Origin of the sequence: Hymenobacter aerilatus (assembly GCF_022921095.1) — a bacterium.
GTDB classification, from domain to species: Bacteria; Bacteroidota; Bacteroidia; order Cytophagales; family Hymenobacteraceae; genus Hymenobacter; species Hymenobacter aerilatus.
Genome location: NZ_CP095053.1, coordinates 1,462,087 through 1,480,815 on the forward strand (window position 1 = coordinate 1,462,087; position 18,729 = coordinate 1,480,815).

Below are 18,729 nucleotides of genomic sequence, written 5' to 3' on the forward strand. Positions count from 1 at the left end.
GGGGTAGGGGCAATAACTGAAGGCGTGCTGCAACTACTGTTCCGCCGTTATGAATACACGCAGCGCGCTGCCTGCTAAGGAAACGAAAGCCCTTGAAAACGCAAAAAGGCCCTGCATCAACTGATGCAGGGCCTCTTACTAGAAGAGCGGTCCGGACGGGACTCGAACCCGCGACCTCCGCCGTGACAGGGCGGCATTCTAACCAACTGAACTACCGAACCTTCTAACTTTAACGGAGCAACTCGTTGTTTCTCTGGGCTCACAAGAGCGGTCCGGACGGGACTCGAACCCGCGACCTCCGCCGTGACAGGGCGGCATTCTAACCAACTGAACTACCGAACCAGAGTACTTTGTGTGCCGAAAAACCGTCTGTCTTTCCGTTAAAGTGATGCAAAGGTAGGGGGCTGGCGGACATTGTCAAACCCCAACGCGCATTTTGCCTAAAAAAAGTGCCTTCGCCAGCGTTTATCGCTGTTTTTCAGGCAGATTATTTTTTGCTTTGTGTTTCCTGAAGTTGATTTAAGGTCGGTGCACAGGTTTCGCTTACCTTTGTCTTCTATTCTTTTTCCGCAACCCCGCGCATTCTTTCCTCTGCAATGCTCCTCGATTTCGAACAACCCATTGCTGCCCTCGAAGGCAAGCTCCGCGAAATGCAACAACTGGCCGACGACAGCCAGGTAGATGTATCGGAGGCGGTAGCCGCCCTGGAAGCCAAAATAAAGGCCCTCAAAAAGGAAACCTACGCCAACCTCACCCGCTGGCAGCGCGTGCAGCTCTCGCGCCACCCCGACCGACCCTATACCCTGGAGTACATCGAGGGGATGACCGACAAATTCATTGAGCTACACGGCGACCGAACCGTGGCTGACGACAAGGCCATGGTAGGCGGTTTTGCCGAGCTAGGCGGCCGTTCCGTGATGTTTATCGGGCAGCAAAAGGGGCACAATACCAAGCAACGGCAGTTTCGCAACTTCGGAATGCCCAACCCCGAGGGCTACCGCAAGGCCCTGCGCCTGATGAAGCTGGCCGAGAAGTTTAATAAGCCCATCATCACTCTCATCGACACGCCCGGCGCTTTCCCCGGTTTGGAGGCCGAAGAGCGGGGCCAGGGGGAGGCCATTGCCCGCAACCTCAAGGAAATGTTCCTGCTGAAGGTGCCCGTTATTTGCGTCATCATCGGCGAGGGCGCATCGGGCGGGGCCTTGGGTATTGCCATCGGTGACCGAGTTTTGATGTTGGAAAACACCTGGTATTCAGTGATTTCGCCCGAGTCGTGCTCCAGCATCTTGTGGCGCTCCTGGAACTACAAAGAGCAGGCAGCGGAGGCCCTCAAGCTCACGGCCACCGATATGCTGGGCAATAAGCTCATTGATGGCATTATCAAGGAGCCCCTGGGCGGTGCCCACATCGCCCCCGATAAGATGATTGCCACGCTCAAGAAAACCCTACTCAAAACCCTCGACGAGCTGGAAGCCATTCCGCACGAGGAGCGCATCAGCCAACGCATCGATAAGTTCTCGGCGATGGGCGTAGTGGTGGAGTAGAATAGAGGTAAATAGCATATAACAGAAGTGTCATCCTGAGCAGCGCGAAGGACCTTCTCACGATAGAACAGCAGGCGTACCAACGACCTGTTCTTGTGTGAGAAGGTCCTTCGCGCTGCTCAGGATGACATTTTTTTAGTTATTTACGCCTACCCACCCAACTTCCTACCCATGACCCTACACACGATTGATACCGGTTTTTTCAAACTCGACGGCGGCGCTATGTTTGGCGTAGTGCCGCGCACGATGTGGGAAAAGCTGAACCCGCCGGACGCCAACAACCTCTGTACCTGGGCCATGCGCTGCCTGTTGGTAGAGGACGGAAACCGTCTGATTCTGGTGGATACGGGTATGGGAAACAAGCAGGACGCCAAGTTTAGGAGCCACTTTCACCCGCACGGCGACGCGACGCTGGAAAGCTCCCTGCGCGAGAAAGGCTTCACCGCGGCCGATATAACCGATGTTTTTCTGACGCACCTACACTTCGACCACTGTGGCGGCGCCGTAGTGCGCACGCCCGACGACAAACTGGTGCTGGCTTGCCCCAATGCTACCTATTGGAGTAATGCGGCCCACTGGGATTGGGCCGTGACGCCCAACGCCCGCGAAAAGGCCAGCTTTTTAAAGGAAAACATCCTGCCCGTTCAGGAAAGCGGCCACCTGCAATTCGTAGATCCTGCCCAGGGCGTGCCCGATGCGTTGCCGGTCTTCCGGGAAATCATCTTTGCCGATGGGCATACCGAGAAGATGATGGTGCCAGTGCTGGAATACAAAGGCCGCACCGTGGCCTACATGGCTGATCTGCTGCCCAGCGTGGGGCATATTCCATTGCCCTACGTGATGAGCTACGACATGCGCCCTTTGGTGACGTTGAGTGAAAAAGAGCAGGTACTGCGCCGCGCCGCCGAGGAAAACTGGGTGCTGCTGCTGGAGCACGACCCTGCCGTGGAAGCCTGCACCGTGCAGCTAACAGAGAAAGGCGTGCGCGTAGCCGACACGTTTCGTCTAGATGAGCTGTAAGCCGATGAGGCAGAGACTGCACCACGAAATGAGGTAGAACAGGCTAACACTTGCCTACCTGATTCGTTAAAGCAGCCAACTCATCATCTCACTATTTCACTATCTCACCATATGCTGGCATTGGCCTTATCGGGCGGCGGGGCGCGGGGCATTGCGCATTTGGGCGTATTAGCGGCGCTGGACACGCTGGAACTGCCAGTAGGACGAGTGGCTGGCGTGTCGTCAGGAGCTATTGCGGGGACGTTTTACGCGGCCGGTTTTGCGCCATCTGAGATTCTGCGTATGCTCACCAGCGTGAACATTGCCCGCCTCACGCGTCTGGCGCTGAGCCGTTTCGGTCTGTTGCACCTAACGGCCGTCGAGCAGCTGTTTATCACTCATCTAGGCGCCAATGCCACCTTTGCTGACCTGTGCATTCCTCTTACGCTGGTGACTACGGACCTGACAGAGGGGGTATCCGTGGAGTTTTCGGAGGGGCTACTGATTCCGCCGCTGCTGGCGTCGGCGGCGGTACCCATTGTGTATAGGCCGGTAGAATACCAGGGTAGGCAGCTAGTTGATGGAGGCCTGCTCAACAATTTGCCTGTAAGTGCAGTGGAGGGTAGGGGCCTGCCAGTGGTAGGCGTCAATTGCAACCCCAGCAACCGGGCGGCGCGCATCACCACGTTTCGCAGCCTTATTGAGCGGGTGTTGCATCTGGCCATCAGCACCAATACCCTAGCCAGCAAGCAGCGCTGCGACCTGCTACTGGAACCCGACGAGCTGCGCACGTACCGCCCCTTGCAGTACCGCCAGGCCCAAACGCTATTCAATATCGGCTACCACCATACCATGGGTAGGGCCAAGGAATTGACGGCGCTGCTGGGGTAGCGCGTTATTTTTTCTAGTTTTGACGACTGTTTTTCTTGCTGCCCCATTTTTAGGGGTCTGCTTCCTCTTTTCATTCTATGGCCGCCCGCAAAACGTCTACATTCTGGTATCTGTTCTCGAAGTTCTGGTTTTGGATAACCGGCTGGCACCTGGGGCCGCAGGTGCCGCCTGGCATCAAGAAAAGCATGATGATTGCCGCGCCCCACACCAGCAACTGGGATTTTATGTTTGCCCGCGCCGCTTTCTTTCTGATGGATGTAGACGTAAAGCTGACCATCAAAAAAGAATGGACAACCATTCCGGTGCTCGGCGCGCTGGTTCGCTCTCTAGGGGGCTTGGCCGTAGACCGCAGCCGCAACAACAGCCTCGTAGATGGGATGGTGCAGCTTTTCAATGAGCGCGACGAGTTGGTAATTCTCATCACGCCGGAAGGTACACGTAAGTACCAGCCTAAGTGGCGCAAGGGCTTCTACCACGCCGCTGTAGGCGCTGGCGTACCCATCCTGCTCGGCTACCTCGACTACAAAAACAAAGAAGCCGGCGTAGGCCCTGCCTTCTGGCCCACCGGCGACTACGAGAAGGACCTAGAGGAAATAAAAGCCTTCTACCGCACCAAGCAGGGCCGTTTCCCGGAGCAAGGTGTGCGGTAAAAGAGAAAGCGAATAGATGAAATAGTAGGTTTTCGTTCCGATAGGAATGAGCGTAAACGTAGGATACCCACCTGGGTGTTCAGTAATGCGTATCTTGAAATCAGCAGCGTATACTGCACCAACTATTCTCTATGGAAAAGCTGCAAACCATCCTATTGATTCTGTTCGGGCTAGGCGTTTTTATTTGGCGCATGGTACGGAAAGCCATCGAAACCACGGCCCGCGAGAGCCGGGAGCGGCCCCGACCAAAGGTGCCCAGCCTACCCGATACCTCGTTTAAGGAGCTGCTGAAACAGATGCAGGCGCAAAATCAGCCCGATGCTACGCCCCGGCAGCCCGTGGGGCCAGCACCAACTACGCCCGCGGACCGACCGCTACCCCGTGAAACCACTCCGCCGCCGCACAGCCTGGAGCGCACCGAGGTGCGGCCGATTTCATTGGAGGAAAAAGCCACTAACCGCGCCAATCAGGAAACCGTGCCGCGCGCACGCCGCGCCGCTACCTTGCCGCGGGCTACTTCTCCTCTACCAAAAGCATACAACCGTCCATCCGGCACCACAAACCCCACACGCCGTACTGTGCGCGATTCGCTACGCAACGCCACCGATGTGCGCGCTGCTTTTGTATTGAGCGAAGTGCTGCGCCGGAAATTTTAGGGAAATAGTAGAAGACATTTTGGTGAGCAGCGATACAATCTGTTGTGTCTCTATCTCTTCACTTATTCCTGGGTAAGCGCATACGTCACCAGGTTAGCGCCCATTTTTAGGGCTGTTTCGTGCACGGCGGGTGTGTCTTCGGGGTAGGTACCGAGGTCTTCCCAGCCGTTGCCCAGGTCGCACTCGAAGCTATAGAAGCACACCAGGCGCCCTTTGTAAAGCAGGCCAAAGCCCTGCGGACGCTTACCGTCGTGTTCGTGTACTTTGGGTAGGCCCTTCGGGAAATCGAACTTCTGGTGGTAGATGGGGTGGGAGAAAGGCAACTCCACGAACTCCAACTCGGGGAACACCTTCTTCATCTCGGGACGGATGAACTTATCGAGGCCGTAGTTGTCGTCGATGTGCAGGAAGCCACCGCCCATAAGGTAGCGCCGCAGGTTCTTAGCCTCTGCTTCGGTGAAAGCCACGTTGCCGTGGCCGGTCATGTGGATGAAAGGGTAGGTGAGTAGCTCCGGTGAGTCCAGCTCTACAGTAGCTTCGTCGGGCGCAATGTTGGTTTTGAGCGTTTGGTTGCAGAAGCGGATCAGGTTGGGTAGGCTGGTTTTGTTGGCGTACCAGTCGCCCCCGCCACCGTAGTGCAGCTTGGCGATCTTGAAGCTGGGCGCTACAGGTGCAGCAGCTACTGTACAGAAAAATAGTAGGCTGAGAAGAAGAGTCTTGAGCATAATCGTGCAACGAGGGTTCCCGCAGAGGGCGCAGAAGTAACGCTGAGTGGCGCTGAGGTCGTTCAACGCTGCAACAATTTAGCAATGTGCACGGTATGCACGGCGGCCAAGGCAGCTGTTTCGGTACGCAGACGCATCAGGCCCAGCGCCACCGGTCGAATACCAACCTGCCGCGCCGCGGCTATTTCCTCGGGGGTGAAGTCGCCCTCGGGGCCGATGAGGATGCAGCAGGTAGGCGCGCTGCCGGCCACCTGGGCCAGTTCCGTTCGCTCATCATCGGCGAGATGAGCAATGAACGTGGTGGTCGGGTCGAGGGTAGGGAGTACGCGGGCGAAGTCCGTTAGCTCTTCTAGCGCCGGCAGCCACGCCTGTCCCGATTGCTTCAGGGCACTCACGGCAATTTTTTCCAGCCGGTCCAGCTTTAGCTCACGTCGCTCGGAACGGGCGCAGCGCAGAAACGTAATGTGGTCGACGCCGATTTCGGTGGCTTTCTCCACCAGCCACTCCATACGGTCGAGGTTTTTGGTGGGAGCCACGGCCAAGTGCACTTGGTAGGCACGACGAGGCACCTGAGTTTCATCGGTGATGCGCAGTTGGCAGCGCTTGGGATTGGCGTCCGTCACCTCTGCTTGCCAAATACTACCCTGCCCATTCACCAGCGTCACGGTATCACCTGTACCCAAGCGCAGCACCCGTATGGCGTGCTTGCTTTCGTCTTCGGGTAGGGTGTAGGTGGGTAGGGCGAGGTCGGGAGCGTAGAAGGTGTGGGGCATCTGACAAAGCTACGAGTTGCGACAGGAATGGTATGTAGACAAAGGTGTTTGGGCATAAAGCAAGTACCTTTGAAGTAGTATACTTATCGAAATCTACGCGTTAGCCAAGAGTAATAGAAATTTGTAATTAGTTATGAAACAGCAGAATGACGTTAAGCACATCAGTAAAATTATCAGTTATTGGTTGCGGCATAAGCCGCAAGAAGCCGGAATTGAGCTAGATGAATTTGGGTGGGCATCTCTACCACAAGTGTTGGGTGCGCTGGCCAATCGAGGTCTGACGATGACCGTGGAGGAACTACATACGCTCAACCACGCCACTGATAAAGTGCGTTGGGAAATCGACCAAGCGAACCAGAAAATACGCGCTACGCATGGGCACTCCGTGTCGGTGGTCTTACTCGAGAAGCCTACCATACCGCCCGCTGTTCTCTACCACGGCACTGCAGTGCCCACAGTAATAAGTATCTTAGAAGAAGGGCTCTGGCCCATGCGGCGGCAGTTTGTACACCTGTCGTCCACACCGGATATGGCATTGCAAGTAGGGCGTCGGCATGGAAAGGCGGTGCTTTTTGAAATAGCAACTGCTGCACTGGTCCAAGAGGGCTGGTTGTTCTACCATACCAGCGACAACGTTTGGCTGACAACGGCTGTACCTGCGCACTATCTTACCCTCATTTCCTAAAAAAAGCCCTGTTTGCTAGCAGACAGGGCTTTTTTTAGGAAATGAGGGAGGTGACTTACTTCAAAGCCTCATTCAGCACGCCTGCCAAGCGCATCCCGGCCTGCTGAATACGCAGCTTCACTTGCGGACCGTGCTCAGGAAAATACGCCCAGCCATAGGTAGGGTTCTGGGCAGCCTCGGCATACAGCTGCTCGCTGATCTGGTACGACTCGTAGAGCCACTGCGCAATGTCGTCGTGCTGCCACTGGCGGCGCAGGCGGGCGGGCACGTGGTCGTATTGCTGACCCATCTCAGAGTAGCTCAGGCCTTGGTAGTCGATCAGGCCACTGTCCCAGAGGCTGTGCAGGTTGGTTTCTTTACCACGGTAGGTGAGCTTGATGCTATTGCCACCCCGGTCCTCCAGCCGGCCCGCGTGCAGGGGCTGGTGCACATCGCCCACAATGTGAATCACGAATTTCAGCGCTACGGCCCGTTCAGCTTTAGACTTGTGCTTATCCTTCAGAATGGCAAGATTATCCTGAAGCGCTTTGTAGGCGTTCGGAATCGTTTGGCCTTTCAGATTCTCAATATACTGGTCGTGGTTGAGGCCGGCGGGCGTGTTCACATAGTGCCAGGGGCCAGTAGCCTTATACTCGGGGGTAGGTGGGTAGAGAATTTCGTCAGGCCAGGTGCTCACCAGCGTCACCGTCTCGGTGCCGAGGAGGGCTTTTATTTCGCGTTGAGCTTTGCGGGTGAGGTGATGCTCGGCTAGGCGGCCTACCGCCCGGTGGCCCTCTACGCCCCAGGCCTGGCAGAAGCTAAGCGGAGCAAGCAATAAAAAAAGCAGCGGCAAAATGCGTTTGCGCATAAGAAAAAGAGAAGAAAACGTGGTGTAGCTACAAAGCTAGTGCTTAAAACACTACCTAATTGGCAAAATCAACGCGGCAAAGTCGGTGGAAAGCTGTACGGGTTGCCTCTGCGGCGCAGTAGGGAAAGTTTTGTAGCTTTACCAACCCCCATTCGGCTTTAGCTAGGGGAGTTTCTGTCTTTCATCATTTTCAACTTCTTTTCATGCAAACTGCATCTGCTGTTCAAGAACAGCCCGCTATGCGGCAAGGCCATCCGCCGGGCCTCTATCTGTTGTTCTTCACCGAGATGTGGGAACGGTTCAGCTATTACGGTATGCGGGGCCTGCTCATTCTCTATTTATCTAAAACAACCTTAGAAGGTGGCCTAGGTATTAGCCCCGATAGTGCCTCGCTGATTTATGGCTATTTCACGGGGTTTGTATATCTGACGCCTATTATTGGAGGCTGGCTAGCTGACAAGTACATAGGGCAGCGGCGTGCTATCCTAATGGGTGGTCTGACAATGGCGGTGGGGCAGTTTTTTCTGTTTATGCAGCCTGCCCTGTCAAATGCACCTTTTTTCTTCGGTCTACCCTGGCCTACGGTAATAGGGTTGCTCCTACTGATTCTGGGCAACGGCTTTTTCAAGCCTAATATTTCTACCATTGTAGGCAAGCTATACAGCCAGGGCGACCCGCGGCGCGATTCAGCTTTCACTATCTTCTATATGGGTATCAACACCGGGGCATTTATTGCTCCCTTGGTGTGCGGATACTTTGCTGAGGATCTATTTGCCACTAAAACTGTAGTAGATGGTGTAACGCAGGTGGCTAGCTATGGCTTTCGCTATGGGTTTCTGGCAGCTGGTATCGGTATGCTATTCGGTCAGTTGGTATTTAACCTACTAGGCAAACGCTACCTCGGCGACATTGGCATGTATCCTGAAGGGCAAAACGAAGACAAAAGCGTTGTAAAAGCGCCGCTGACTAAAGAGGAAACCGACCGCATGGCCGTTATCTTCATTATCACCCTGTTCGTTGTGTTCTTCTGGGCTGGCTTTGAGCAAGCTGGTTCCTCGCTATCCTTGTACACCGATAAATACATCGACCGCGAAGTAGCTGGGTTCCTGATTCCTACTTCTTGGTTTCAATCTGTCAATGCGGGCTTTATCGTTTTACTGGGCGTGCCTATGGCTTCTTTGTGGGTGAGCCTTAGCCGCAAAGGCAAAGACCTTAGCATTCCCGTAAAAATGGGATTGGGGATGGTGCTGCTAGGAGTAGGCTTCCTATTTATGGTAGGAGCCGTGATGCAACGCGGTGGCGACGTGCCTGATCAAACAATAAAGGCTAGCATCTTGTGGCTGCTGGCTACTTACTTCTTTCATACAGTAGGCGAGTTGTGCCTGTCGCCTGTAGGGCTTTCCATGGTATCGCGCCTGTCGCCGCCTACCCTCACGTCTATGCTGATGGGCGTGTGGTTTCTGGCTCCCTTTGTGGCGCAGATTGCTGGCGGCTATATAGCAGCCTATGTGGAGGAGCTAGGTGCCCTGAAAGTATTCGGCCTTATTGCTGGTTTCGTTATTGTGGCGGGACTACTACTGATTGCCATTGCCCGCAAGCTATTCGCGATGATGCATGGTCGAGGGTAAAGCTAGTAACGCTACTTAAACAAAAGGGCCGTTGCGCATATCGCGACGGCCCTTTTGTTTAAGTAGCGTTTACTCCGTAAGCAAGACATTATGTAGTCGTGGGAATAAGATGCACGCTAGAACAGAGCTGAATCAATAAGGAAGGTTTTACAATAGGAATAGAACGAGGCTTAGATGCGATACATACTGCACAAAAGTGAGAAGGTCCTTCGCAAGCGGACGCCAGATCAGGGATGACAGCAAGGGTAGGGCGTCAAAAACAGAACGGTCCCGCAACCATCGTTGCGGGACCGTTTTAATAAGCATCCGATTCAGCGAAATCCGCTGAATCAGCGGTGAGCTGCGATTACATCATGCCACCCATGCCACCCATACCAGCAGCACCAGCGCCAGCACCGCCTTTGTCTTCTTCAGGCTCGTCGGTGATAACGGCTTCCGTGGTCAGCAGCAGGCCAGCAATGCTAGCCGCGTTTTCTAGTGCCAGACGCGTTACCTTGGTGGGGTCCAGGATACCAGCCGACACCAGGTTTTCGTAACGGTCTTCGCGGGCGTTGTAGCCGTAGTCGCCTTTGCCTTCGCGCACTTTCTGTACTACTACCGAGCCTTCGCCACCAGCGTTAGCCACGATGGTGCGCAGGGGAGCTTCGAGAGCCGTGCGGATGATGTTTACGCCGGTACGCTCGTCGCTATTAACAGTGTCAACTGCTTCCAGCGAATCCAGAGCACGTACCAGAGCAACACCACCGCCGGGTACTACGCCTTCCTCAACGGCGGCGCGAGTAGCGTGCAGGGCATCGTCTACGCGGTCTTTCTTCTCCTTCATCTCTACTTCCGTGCTAGCACCGATGTAGAGGATAGCCACACCACCCGACAGCTTGGCCAAGCGCTCTTGCAGCTTCTCCTTGTCGTAGTCGGACGTAGTGGTACCGATTTGAGCTTTGATTTCGTTTACGCGAGCCGTAATGGTCTCTTTATCACCGCGGCCATTGACAATCGTCGTGTTGTCTTTGTCGATGATGATCTTCTCAGCCTGACCCAAGTACTCCAGCGTAGCGCTGTCGAGCTTGTAGCCACGCTCTTCGCTGATAACCGTACCGCCCGTCAGAACAGCAATGTCTTCCAGCATAGCTTTGCGACGGTCGCCGAAGCCAGGAGCCTTCACAGCGGCAATTTTCAGCGAGCCGCGCAGTTTGTTTACTACCAGAGTAGCCAGCGCCTCACCGTCTACATCTTCTGAGATGATAACCAGCGGCTTACCCGTCTGAACTACCTGCTCCAGTACGGGCAGCAGCTCTTTCATGGTGCTCACTTTCTTGTCGTAGATCAGAACGAAGGGGTTTTCAAACTCCGCTTCCATCTTCTCCGGGTTGGTTACGAAGTAGGGCGACAGGTAACCGCGGTCGAATTGCATGCCTTCCACCGTTTTCACTTCGGTTTCAGTGCCACGCGCTTCCTCTACCGTGATAACGCCTTCCTTGCCTACTTTGTCCATCGCGTCGGCAATCATCTTACCGATTTCCGCGTCGTTGTTGGCCGAAATAGTACCAACTTGCGCGATTTCCGACGAATTCTCAATTTTCTTCGACTGCGACTTCAGGTTTTCCACAACGGCTTTCACCGCCTTGTCGATACCACGCTTTAGGTCCATCGGGTTAGCACCGGCAGCTACGTTTTTCGAGCCAGCCGTGTAGATAGCCTGGGCCAGTACAGTAGCAGTGGTCGTGCCATCACCAGCTTGGTCGGCAGTTTTGCTGGCTACTTCTTTCACCAGCTGAGCGCCCATGTTTTCGATAGGGTCTTTCAGCTCGATTTCTTTAGCTACCGTCACACCGTCTTTGGTGATGGTGGGGGCACCAAATTTCTTGTCAATAACCACGTTGCGGCCTTTGGGGCCCAAGGTTACTTTCACGGCATTCGCCAGTTTATCTACGCCGCGCTTCAAACGGTCGCGGCCTTCGGTATCAAATTGGATGTTCTTAGCCATCTTGGTATTGAGGGGAAATTACTGCAAAAAAGAAAGGAAACGGATATCGACTTACAGAACGGCAAAAATGTCCGACTCCTTCATGATGAGGTAGTCTTTGCCTTCCACAGTGATTTCAGTGCCGGCATATTTGCCGTACAGCACCTGGTCGCCCACGCTTACCTGGGGCTTAATAGCAGTGCCATTGTCGGCCACTTTGCCTTCGCCTACGGCTACTACTTCGCCGCGCTGGGGCTTTTCCTTGGCCGTGTCGGGGATGATGATGCCAGACTTGGTCTTTTCCTCGGCAGCGGCCGGCGCGATGATAACGCGGTCAGCCAGCGGTTTAATGCTTAGTGACATATTGGTTGTTTTGGGTGAAAGTGAATGTAAAACTAAAGGGTGTTAGCAGAGGAACACTTCTTATGCCAGCCCACCAAAACCTGACAGAATGAACGCCCGAAGTGCATTTTTCGGGCTTTTGCCCTGTCAGGACTGCCATACGTGGCAGGGTGGCTTACTCTGTTCTTGTCAGCACGTGGCCGCGCAGGCCACAAAAAAACCAGCCACTTCTTGGAGAAACGGCTGGTTTATAATGATCCGGCGATAAGCCAGTTACTGCGGCTACTCTGCGGCCGGGGCGGGGGCAGGAGTAGTTGGGGCAGGGGTAGGCGTAGCGGGTTGCTGAGCCGGGGCGCCAGCAGGAGCCGGGGTAGCGCCTGTGCCAGGAAGGGCCGGCGACGAGGGTAGGGCTGGCGTTTCGAGGGCGCGCTGCTGGTTGATGCTGCGCACAGGACCATTGCCGCCGCCACTAGCCAGCATGTGGGTGCCCAACGACAGCACCATCAGAGCAATAGCAAAGCCCCAGGTCAGCTTCTCCAATAGGTCACCGGTGCGCTTCACACCCATCAACTGAGCCGTGCCGCCCGCGCCAAACTGGCTGGAAAGTCCGCCACCTTTGGGGTTCTGGGCTAGAACTACCAGCGCCAGCAGCAGGCAAACAATGAAGACAAGAACAAGCAGTAGGTAATACATTCTATTCCGAAGATTTCAGTTGTGCAATTTGGTCGGCAAAGTACGCCTTTTTTTCTGGCTGCCGCACCATCAGGCGCTCATATATTTCAATGGCCTTGGCGGTTTTGCCCTGCTTCACCATAATTTTTGCCAGGCTTTCTGAGGCTAGTGCGGGGGTAGCGCTGGTGCTGGGTACCGATAAATCGGCCTGCTCTGCAGCGGGCGGTACTGCGGTAGGTGCTTTCAGGCGGGGCTTGTTTTTCAGGAATTGGTCGATGATGGCTAGCGTCTTACGCGGAGCGGGTTGGTGCGCGGCCACATGACCCAGCAGGAGCGCGTCGGGTAGAAAAGAGCTGGCGGGCGGTAAGTTGGTCGTATACTCGCTGTGCGGTTGCAGGCTAGCGCCTAGGCGACTCCCTAAGTCCAGGCCGTAGCCAACGGCAGGATCGGCGTAGAACGGCGGGCTGGCTACGGTATGTGCAGGTGGGGTAGGAGCCTCAATGAGTGGCGCCTCGTCGAGTAGCTCGTATACGGCTGGGGTAGGGAGCGACGCATCGGCCAAGCCAAACTCAAAGCGCGAAGACCCCGCATCGGCCGGCGGTCGAATAGGTGGTGCTGTGGCGGGTAGCAAGTCGTCTACAACAACAGGAGCAGCCTCGTCGATAACTTCTTCTGCAGTTTCCGTAACAGCTTCAGCTTCTGTCGTCTCCTCAGCAGTAGGCAAAACCTCTTCCGTGTGCTCCGCTACCTCCATTTCCGGTTCGGCTATTATATCCAAGGCTGGCACAGAATCGCTAAGCGCTGGCAATGAAGTAGTAAATACTTCATTGCCAACCTGGGCGTCGGCCTCGGTAGCAGCCGGAACTTCTTCAACTGGCTCAGCGGATGCCTCAACATGTACAGAAGCTACCGTTTGGTCTTCCGTCGGTGGCATTTCGGCCGAGGGTAGGGCCAAGGGGAGCTCAGGAGTAGCTAGCTGAACTGATTGTGCAGAAGCAAGCGCCGAAGAAGCAGCCGGCAGTAGTACGTCGGGCTGCTCAATGAGCAGGCGCAACAATTGACGGTCGGCGGCGTAGGTAGCCGCCCGGCGTAAGCGCTGACTGGCCAACATACTGCCCTTATCGTGAGCAGCTTTGGCTAGTAGTAAGTGGGCTGTTTGACAGTAAGGAAAGGCCGTAGCCAGCTGCACCAGCTCCTGATTTTCGGCTTCCGAAATAGAGCCGACGTGGTCCAGAATATGCAGCAGCGACGCACGGGTCATTTTTGAAGGGTTAAATGTTTAAGAGTTAACTAACGCAGTATGTCATTTCGACCGCGGGGAGAAATTCCGCGTGCGATGTTAACTTAATCAGCAGAGATTACTGTTGCACGTGAGGTTCCCCCTCCGCGGTCGAGATGACGTGCCGCAACACCCCCTACCTTACCAGTTGGCCACCGACTTGTTGAACACGTCGGTGATGATGTTGGTGGTGATTTTACGGATGGAGGACGGGTCGCTGTTAATAGTGACGATGGATTGCGACGCGGGAAAGTCGCCGTTGCTCTGGAAGGTTTGCTCAAAGCTCTGCGTGTCGTCCTTGGTGTTGATGAATTTCACCCGCACCTGAATCGTGAGACGGTTGACACCGGCCTGGTCTACATTGCCCTCGCGCTGGATAGCAGCCGGGGCAAAATCGTAGGCAATAATCTCCCCCTCAAGCTGTAAGTCGCCGTCGCGCTGCTGCATTTTTAGCGGCGTGTTGCGCTGAAAGTAGTCCTTGAAATCCTCCGTAAACTGCTGCGACAACGCCGAGGGGCCGTTGCTGGAGTTATTTTGGAAGGTAGCAATGGACATGGTTTGCACCGACGGGTCAATATTGGTCCCGGTGAAGGAATAAACCGAGCAGCCGCTCATTGTCACTACGCTAATGGCCAATAGCCAATAGCTAAAAGCTAGAAATCTACGCTTGTTCCAGATCATACTGTTTGAGCTTGCGGTACAACGTGCGCTCGGAGATGCCCAGATCGTGAGCGGCATACTTGCGCTTATTGTTGTGCTTTTTTAACGCTTTGATAATCATTTCCTTTTCCTTGGCTTCCAGGGAAAGGGTTTCCTCTTCCGTCTCGTGCGGAATATCTTCAACGCGTTGCTCCTCGTCTTCGTATTCGGTAGCGTCTTCTACTTCGGGGTGCATGAAGTAGTCCGACGAAGCGCCGGCCGCGTCGGCGGGACGGGCGTTCAGGCGGCCACCATCGTAGGGCGCCACATTGAGGTTGGTGAACAGGTGGCTGTTTTGGCGCAGCAACTCCTGGGCCTCCTGTGGGCGCTGACCGGCAGCCAGATCCAAGACCAGCTTTTTCAGGTCAGTCATGTCGCGGCGCATGTCGAAGAGCACCTTATATAATAAGTCACGCTCGGAGTAGGCGTTGCCTGCGCCATCGGTGGCCGGACCCGCCGCGCTCAGTAGCATGGGTAGGTTGCTGCTCTGCTCTTGGGGGAGGTACTGGCGCAGGTGGGTAGCGTCTACCTCGCGCTCCATTTCCAGCACCGACATTTGCTCGGCTACGTTCTTGAGCTGGCGGATGTTGCCGGGAAAGCGGTAGCGCTGCAGCTCCCGCACGGCCTCCGGCGACAGCGAAATGGGCTTGACACGGTAACGGTCAGCAAAATCGGTGGCGAACTTGCGGAACAGTAGATAGATGTCGTCACCCCGCTCGCGAAGGGGAGGCACCGTGATGGGTACCGTATTAAGGCGGTAGTAGAGGTCTTCGCGAAAGCGGCCGTTGCGCACGGCATCCATCAGGTTCACGTTGGTAGCCGCTACTACGCGCACGTCGGTTTTCTGCACTTTGGAAGACCCTACCCGGATAAACTCCCCGTTTTCAAGCACACGCAGCAAGCGGGCCTGCGTACCCAGCGGCATTTCCCCAATTTCATCCAGGAAGATAGTGCCGCCATTCGTCACCTCGAAATAGCCCTTGCGCGCCTCGTTGGCACCCGTGAAGGAGCCCTTTTCATGCCCAAACAGCTCCGAATCGATAGTGCCCTCGGGAATGGCGCCGCAGTTGATGGCGATAAACTGTCCATGTTTGCGTGGCGACAAGGCATGGATAATCTTGGAAAATGACTCCTTGCCAGAGCCGCTCTCGCCCGTTATCAGGACTGTCATATCGGTAGGTGCTACCTGCGCTGCCACTTGGATGGCGTAGTTCAGCGCCGGCGCATTGCCGATAATGCCGAAGCGGAGCTTAATAGATTGTATTTCGGAAGGTGTCAAGGGCGTGGTAGGTTTTCGTAGGGTAGACGAAAAGCGGCTGTAGTTATTTTAGCGAAGCGATTGATGGCGCTTTATTCTTATCCCATGCATCAATCACAGCACAAAAAGTTATGGTCTTCTCTGTGCTCGTGAAATGCAAGTCAAGCCTCTTCGATAAAATATGTATTAATCGACCGCCTCGCCTAATAGCGCTGCGCCGGTAGTACTCGTTGCCAGCACATTCACATAGTCACCCTTCTGGAAATTACCTTTCGGGAAGATAACCACCTGGTTCTGGCTGTTGCGGCCGCTTAGCTGTTCCTCTGAACGTTTGGAACGACCTTCTACCAGCACCTTGTGCACGCGGCCTACCATGCGAGCGTAGCGGGCGCGGGCATGCAACTGCTGCCGGTCGATGATTTCCTGGAGGCGGCGCTTCTTCACGTCTAACGGAATATCGTCCTCCAATTTGCGGGCGGCCAGCGTGCCGGGACGCTCCGAGTAGAAGAAGTTGTAGCCCATGTCGTACTGCGCGAAGTCGAGCAGGGTGAGGCTATCTTGGTGCTCTTCCTCGGTTTCAGAGCAGAAACCGGCAATCATGTCGGTGGAAATGGCGCAGTCCTCACCCAAAATACGGCGGATGGCGTTTACGCGCTCCTCATACCAAGGACGGTCGTAGGTGCGGTTCATCAGCTTGAGCACGCGTGAGTTACCACTTTGCGCGGGCAGGTGGATGTACTTGCAGATATTCTCGTGGCGCGCCATGGTGTGCAGCACCTCATCGGTGATGTCCTTGGGGTGGGAGGTAGAGAAGCGCACGCGCAGCTCGGGGCTTACTAGCGCCACGCGCTCCAATAGCTGGGCAAAATTCACTGTTTCGATGCCGTCTTCGCTAGCCCACTTATAGCTGTCTACGTTCTGACCGAGCAAAGTAACTTCCTTGTAGCCAGCTGCCACCAGTTCGCGGCACTCCTGCACGATGCTATGGGCGTCGCGGCTCCGCTCGCGGCCGCGAGTGAAGGGCACTACGCAGAACGAGCACATATTGTCACAGCCACGCATGATGCTCACGAAGGCTGTGATGCCGTTGCTATTCAGGCGAACGGGCGTAATGTCGGCGTAGGTTTCCTCGCGGCTCAGCAGCACGTTCACGGCTTTCTGGCCGCCATCTACCTGTTTAATGAGCTGGGGTAAGTCGCGGTAAGCGTCGGGACCTACGACCAGATCGACCAACTTCTCTTCCTCCAGAAACTTACTTTTCAGGCGCTCGGCCATGCAGCCCAGTACGCCCACCAGCAAGCCGGGGTTGCGCTTTTTGTGGCCGTTGATCTGCTTGAGGCGCATCCGCACGGTTTGCTCGGCCTTTTCGCGGATAGAGCAGGTGTTTAGTAGCACCAGATCGGCACTGTCCAGCTGCTCAGTAGTGTCAAATCCTTCCTCAAACAGGATGCTCGACACGATTTCCGAGTCGGAGAAGTTCATCTGACAGCCGTAGCTCTCGATGTAGAGCTTGCGCTGCCGACCGGTGCGGGTGGCCGGGCTCACGCGCACGGCGCCGGAGGGCTCGTGGGCGTGCGTGGTGGCGTCTACCGACGGTGTATCGAGGGTAGGGGTATCTAGAAAATCGAGGGTAATCAGCGGTTGAGACATGGAGGCGCGCAGCTTCAGCTTCACATTTTGGGAGCGGCAAAGGTAAGGTTTTTACCGCAAAAATGACAGAATGGCAGAGGCGGAGATGGGCTGATTAAGGATGAATCGATGTGTAAATGATTGTCATCCTGTGCTTACGAAGGACCCTCTCACGTTGGGACGAGTCGTTGGTACGCCTGTTGTTCTGTGCCCTGTGTCGCCGCTTGATACGCGGAACGCACAGGACCACAATCATCTACGCATCACCATTTCACTATCTCACCATTCTCAGCACCATACGGATGTCTGGTACTCGTTGGAAGGTTACGCCGTCGAGCAGGCTAGGGCGCCCGTGCTCGAACACCTGAGTGTCATGGTAGGAAGCGTGCATGGCTGGAAAGTTCAGCTTCGCCGCCGGAAGAATGTTGGATTTGAGTGAGTTGCTGCCTGTTGCAAACGCCTCAATAGTAGTACTATAGCGCGTGAGCAGGCGGTACTGTGTGACCTGATAGACCTTCGACATAATCGAACAACTTGCCCTTGGTGAGCAGCTGTAGCTGGCAGTGGTCGCAGGGACGCAGCTTCGTAAGTGCTTGAGAAAAAGGCTATTGTCGGCACTGAAGGCCACCAGATAGGAAGCGGGCATGGCAGAAACCATGTGGAGGGTAGAAAAGCCGATAAGTTCCCGAACTTACCGCCCATGAAGCATCGCGTTGACCTAACTACTTGGAACCGCCGAGAGCATTTTGCGTTCTTTTCTACCTTCGATGAGCCCTTTTTTGGGCTGGTGGCGCCAGTCGACTGTACCCAGGCACGGGCCGAAGCAAGACGGCTGGGCGTGTCGTTTTTCCTGTATTACCTCTACCATTCCCTGCAAGCCGCCAACCAAGTGCCGGAGTTCCGCACACGCATCGAGAACGGCGAAGTGTACCAATACGACCAGATACACGCCTCCGCTACCATCGGCCGGGCCGACCACACGTTTGGCTTTTCCTTTATTGAACTGCACGATGCGCTGCCTGATTTCGTAGCCGCCGCCACTGCCGAAATAGCGGCTGTGCAGGCCAGCACCGGCCTGCGGCTCAACGACACTACCGGCCGCCCCGACGTGGTGCACTGCTCGGCCATCCCGTGGGTGCGCTTCAGTGGCCTCACCCACGCCCGCAGCTTCCGCCACCCCGACAGCTGCCCCAAGATTTCCTACGGCCAAACGTATGAGGAAAACGGCCGCCTCTGGCTGCCCGTAGCCGTCAACGTCCACCACGGATTAGCCGATGGCTACCACGTCGGGCAGTTTCTGGCTGCGTTTCAACAGGGGCTGAATGGAGGAGTTGAGGGTAGGAAGGCGGGAGGGTAGGAAGTGTGTCATCCTGAGCATTCCGCACATCAAGCGGCGACGAAGGACCTTATGACGGTAGAACGACCATTATACCAACGACTACGTTCTTACGTGAGAAGGTCCTTCGCTAGGCTCAGGATGACATACTCG

General features: G+C 55.4%; 19 protein-coding genes and 2 tRNA genes. 8 read left to right on the top strand and 13 right to left on the bottom strand.

Annotated features, from left to right (window positions below; genetic code table 11):
- Window positions 1-147: 147 nt before the first annotated feature.
- Both MUN82_RS06105 and MUN82_RS06110 read right to left on the bottom strand, forming a co-directional pair.
- A tRNA-Asp gene (locus MUN82_RS06105) sits at window positions 148-221 on the bottom strand.
- Window positions 222-268: 47 nt separating this feature from the next.
- Window positions 269-342, bottom strand: a tRNA-Asp gene (locus MUN82_RS06110).
- Window positions 343-596: 254 nt separating this feature from the next.
- Between MUN82_RS06110 and MUN82_RS06115 the strand changes: the two genes are divergently transcribed.
- From MUN82_RS06115 to MUN82_RS06135, 5 genes are all read left to right on the top strand, one after another.
- Window positions 597-1,544 (top strand): acetyl-CoA carboxylase carboxyltransferase subunit alpha, encoded by a 948-nt coding sequence (locus MUN82_RS06115; RefSeq protein WP_187319664.1) that lies wholly within the window; start codon window positions 597-599, stop codon window positions 1,542-1,544.
- A gap of 171 nt (window positions 1,545-1,715) precedes the next feature.
- Complete coding sequence (locus MUN82_RS06120; protein ID WP_245095801.1) at window positions 1,716-2,564, top strand: MBL fold metallo-hydrolase; 849 nt, start codon at window positions 1,716-1,718, stop codon at window positions 2,562-2,564.
- 111 nt (window positions 2,565-2,675) lie between these two features.
- The gene (locus MUN82_RS06125) at window positions 2,676-3,434 is read left to right on the top strand and encodes a patatin-like phospholipase family protein (RefSeq protein ID WP_245095803.1); all 759 of its coding nucleotides are present in this window, start codon (window positions 2,676-2,678) and stop codon (window positions 3,432-3,434) included.
- Window positions 3,435-3,511: 77 nt separating this feature from the next.
- A complete protein-coding gene (locus tag MUN82_RS06130; RefSeq protein ID WP_245095805.1) occupies window positions 3,512-4,084 on the top strand; it encodes a 1-acyl-sn-glycerol-3-phosphate acyltransferase in 573 nt (190 codons plus the stop codon).
- 131 nt (window positions 4,085-4,215) lie between these two features.
- Entirely contained in the window at window positions 4,216-4,740 is a 525-nt protein-coding gene (locus MUN82_RS06135; protein ID WP_245095807.1) for a hypothetical protein, read from the top strand.
- A 62-nt stretch (window positions 4,741-4,802) separates the two neighbouring features.
- Here the strand turns inward: MUN82_RS06135 and MUN82_RS06140 are convergent, their stop codons facing one another.
- Complete coding sequence (locus MUN82_RS06140) at window positions 4,803-5,465, bottom strand: DUF4159 domain-containing protein (protein WP_245095809.1); 663 nt, start codon at window positions 5,463-5,465, stop codon at window positions 4,803-4,805.
- A 62-nt stretch (window positions 5,466-5,527) separates the two neighbouring features.
- On the bottom strand, window positions 5,528-6,238 hold the full coding sequence (locus tag MUN82_RS06145; RefSeq protein ID WP_245095811.1) for a 16S rRNA (uracil(1498)-N(3))-methyltransferase: 711 nt from the start codon (window positions 6,236-6,238) through the stop codon (window positions 5,528-5,530).
- A gap of 133 nt (window positions 6,239-6,371) precedes the next feature.
- On the opposite strand from MUN82_RS06145, the gene MUN82_RS06150 reads away from it, so the two are divergent.
- A complete protein-coding gene (locus MUN82_RS06150; RefSeq protein WP_245095814.1) occupies window positions 6,372-6,923 on the top strand; it encodes an RNA 2'-phosphotransferase in 552 nt (183 codons plus the stop codon).
- A 55-nt stretch (window positions 6,924-6,978) separates the two neighbouring features.
- On the opposite strand, the gene MUN82_RS06155 is transcribed toward MUN82_RS06150, so the two are convergent.
- The gene (locus MUN82_RS06155) at window positions 6,979-7,770 is read right to left on the bottom strand and encodes a S1/P1 nuclease (RefSeq protein WP_245095816.1); all 792 of its coding nucleotides are present in this window, start codon (window positions 7,768-7,770) and stop codon (window positions 6,979-6,981) included.
- A gap of 203 nt (window positions 7,771-7,973) precedes the next feature.
- On the opposite strand from MUN82_RS06155, the gene MUN82_RS06160 reads away from it, so the two are divergent.
- Window positions 7,974-9,398: a peptide MFS transporter gene (locus MUN82_RS06160; RefSeq protein WP_245095817.1), complete on the top strand. Its 1,425-nt coding sequence runs from the start codon at window positions 7,974-7,976 to the stop codon at window positions 9,396-9,398.
- Window positions 9,399-9,744: 346 nt separating this feature from the next.
- On the opposite strand, the gene groL is transcribed toward MUN82_RS06160, so the two are convergent.
- The 8 genes from groL to MUN82_RS06200 form a co-directional block, all read right to left on the bottom strand.
- The gene (gene groL / locus MUN82_RS06165; protein WP_245095820.1) at window positions 9,745-11,382 is read right to left on the bottom strand and encodes a chaperonin GroEL; all 1,638 of its coding nucleotides are present in this window, start codon (window positions 11,380-11,382) and stop codon (window positions 9,745-9,747) included.
- Between the two features lie 51 nt (window positions 11,383-11,433).
- A complete protein-coding gene (groES, locus tag MUN82_RS06170) occupies window positions 11,434-11,724 on the bottom strand; it encodes a co-chaperone GroES (protein WP_185283850.1) in 291 nt (96 codons plus the stop codon).
- 261 nt (window positions 11,725-11,985) lie between these two features.
- Window positions 11,986-12,396, bottom strand: a complete 411-nt coding sequence (secG, locus tag MUN82_RS06175) for a preprotein translocase subunit SecG (RefSeq protein WP_245095822.1) — start codon at window positions 12,394-12,396, stop codon at window positions 11,986-11,988.
- Between the two features lies 1 nt (window position 12,397).
- Window positions 12,398-13,636 (bottom strand): DUF8458 domain-containing protein, encoded by a 1,239-nt coding sequence (locus tag MUN82_RS06180; RefSeq protein ID WP_245095823.1) that lies wholly within the window; start codon window positions 13,634-13,636, stop codon window positions 12,398-12,400.
- A 159-nt stretch (window positions 13,637-13,795) separates the two neighbouring features.
- Complete coding sequence (gene lptE / locus MUN82_RS06185) at window positions 13,796-14,209, bottom strand: LPS assembly lipoprotein LptE (protein WP_245095825.1); 414 nt, start codon at window positions 14,207-14,209, stop codon at window positions 13,796-13,798.
- A 106-nt stretch (window positions 14,210-14,315) separates the two neighbouring features.
- Complete coding sequence (locus tag MUN82_RS06190) at window positions 14,316-15,632, bottom strand: sigma-54 interaction domain-containing protein (RefSeq protein ID WP_245095827.1); 1,317 nt, start codon at window positions 15,630-15,632, stop codon at window positions 14,316-14,318.
- Between the two features lie 165 nt (window positions 15,633-15,797).
- Entirely contained in the window at window positions 15,798-17,261 is a 1,464-nt protein-coding gene (miaB, locus tag MUN82_RS06195) for a tRNA (N6-isopentenyl adenosine(37)-C2)-methylthiotransferase MiaB (protein WP_245095828.1), read from the bottom strand.
- A gap of 253 nt (window positions 17,262-17,514) precedes the next feature.
- Window positions 17,515-17,763: an HAD family hydrolase gene (locus MUN82_RS06200; RefSeq protein ID WP_245095830.1), complete on the bottom strand. Its 249-nt coding sequence runs from the start codon at window positions 17,761-17,763 to the stop codon at window positions 17,515-17,517.
- 177 nt (window positions 17,764-17,940) lie between these two features.
- Here MUN82_RS06200 and MUN82_RS06205 point away from each other — a divergent pair, with 177 nt between their 5' ends.
- On the top strand, window positions 17,941-18,597 hold the full coding sequence (locus MUN82_RS06205) for a chloramphenicol acetyltransferase (RefSeq protein WP_245095833.1): 657 nt from the start codon (window positions 17,941-17,943) through the stop codon (window positions 18,595-18,597).
- The last annotated feature ends 132 nt before the right edge of the window (window positions 18,598-18,729 follow it).